The sequence below is a fragment of the Mitsuaria sp. TWR114 genome, assembly GCF_007997345.1.
Window position 1 is genome coordinate 1 of sequence record NZ_VOSR01000234.1, and the last position, 1,525, is coordinate 1,525.

The 1,525-nt window shown below is 73.4% G+C and carries 2 protein-coding genes; one reads left to right on the top strand and one right to left on the bottom strand.

What is annotated here, in order from left to right; all coding sequences use genetic code 11:
- On the bottom strand, positions 1-446 hold a 446-nt coding region (locus FUT87_RS10310; protein ID WP_255511759.1), incomplete at its 3' end, for a 2-C-methyl-D-erythritol 2,4-cyclodiphosphate synthase.
- 377 nt (positions 447-823) lie between these two features.
- Here FUT87_RS10310 and FUT87_RS10315 point away from each other — a divergent pair.
- Positions 824-1,402 carry a DUF4255 domain-containing protein gene (locus FUT87_RS10315; protein WP_147240952.1) on the top strand — a complete coding sequence of 193 codons (579 nt, stop codon included), beginning with the start codon at positions 824-826 and terminating at the stop codon, positions 1,400-1,402.
- The last annotated feature ends 123 nt before the right edge of the window (positions 1,403-1,525 follow it).

The window sequence follows — 1,525 nt, forward strand, 5'->3', positions numbered from 1 at the left end:
AGCACCTGCGCCAGCCGCTCGCGCATCGCCGGGATGTGCGGCGCCATCTTGGGCTGCTGCGCCACGATGGTCGTGTCGACGTTGCCAATGACCCAGCCCAGCGCCTTCACGCGGCGGTAGGCCTCGGCCAGCAGCACCATCGAGTCCGCTCCCTTGAACTCGGCGGCGGTGTCGGGGAAGAGCTTGCCGATGTCGCCCAGCGCGCGGCGCAGGCCGGCCACCACCTTGTGCACCGGGTTGTCGCCCAGCGTGGTCGCCTCGGGCCAGCAGTCCTGCAGCAGCGCCTCGGCGGACACCACCTCGCCCGGCTGGCGGCACAGCGCGACCAGCACCGCCATCGGCCGCGGCTCCAGCACCACGGTCTCGTCGCCGCGGCTCAGCCGCCGGGTCCGCACCTCCACGCGCCAGTCGCCGAGCAGGAACTCGCGCGGCGCGGCGGCAAGCACGCCGCCGGCGACCGATCCGTCCGCACCGGCGACCTTCGCCGCGATGGCGCGGCCAACGCTGGCATCGCGGGCACCGAGCCCCCGCCGCTGCTCCTGTCCATGGTGATTGCTCCCTGCGACACGCCTCTGCGGGCGTGTGATGGCGCGGAGTCTAGGAGCGCGGGCCGCGCGCGTCAGCCCCTGCGCCCCGGCAGGGTTGACAGCTTGACAGCCGCGCCCGCATCGACCTGCGGAACACCGAGGCGGATCTCGGCAATCGGGACGGCCAACATCCGCATCCGCCGGATGGGCCGCGGCGGGGCGCGCTCCTATCGTTCATCCCATCGACCCTCCGGCGCCTCGCGGCGTCGAACCTCCCACCCGCCCTCGGCCCCACCATGATCGACGCCGTCCTCCTCCACCTCGCCGGCCACCTCAACGCCGTGCTGCGCCGCTCGCACCAGTCGGCGGAGGACCTGGTCGCGGTGACCGCGCTGCACGAGGCCGACGGCGGACCGGCAGCCGGCGCCTCGCACCGGCTCGCCGCCTTCCTGGTGAACCTGGAACGCGACCCGGTCGCCAGCCTGCCGGCCCAGGCGCTGGGCAGCGGCGAGCGCCTGGCCCGCTCCGCCCCGCCGGTGCAGCTGAACCTGCTGGTGATGTTCGCCGCCAACTACGGCGGCACCACCTACCCGGAAGCGCTCAAGCTCATCGGCAGCACCATCGCCTGCTTCCAGGCCACGCCGGTGCTGGACACGCAGAACTCGCCCGGCATGGATCCGCGCCTGGACAAGCTCACGCTGTCCATCGAGCCGCTGAGCCTCAACGAGATGGCGACGCTGTGGGGCGTGCTCGGCGGGCGCTACCTGCCCTCGGTGCTGTACCGGGTGCGCCTGCTCACCATCGACGCCCGCCAGTCCGATGCCCAGCTGCCGTCGGTGCGCACGCCGGGCGTGGGCGTCGGGGCCCGCGGCTGACCGCGAAGGAGTACCTCATGGGCCCCTACCTCCCCCTGCTGCGCATCGACGTCGAACACGGCTATTACGCCGACGGACGTTGCCGCGGCCTGCGCTTCGTCCCCGCCGGCACCACCGCCGAGC

Coding starts and splice junctions, on each gene's coding strand:
- FUT87_RS10315 (WP_147240952.1), top strand. CDS start 824: ATGATCGACGCCGTCCTCCTCCACCTCGCCGGCCACCTCAACGCCGTG.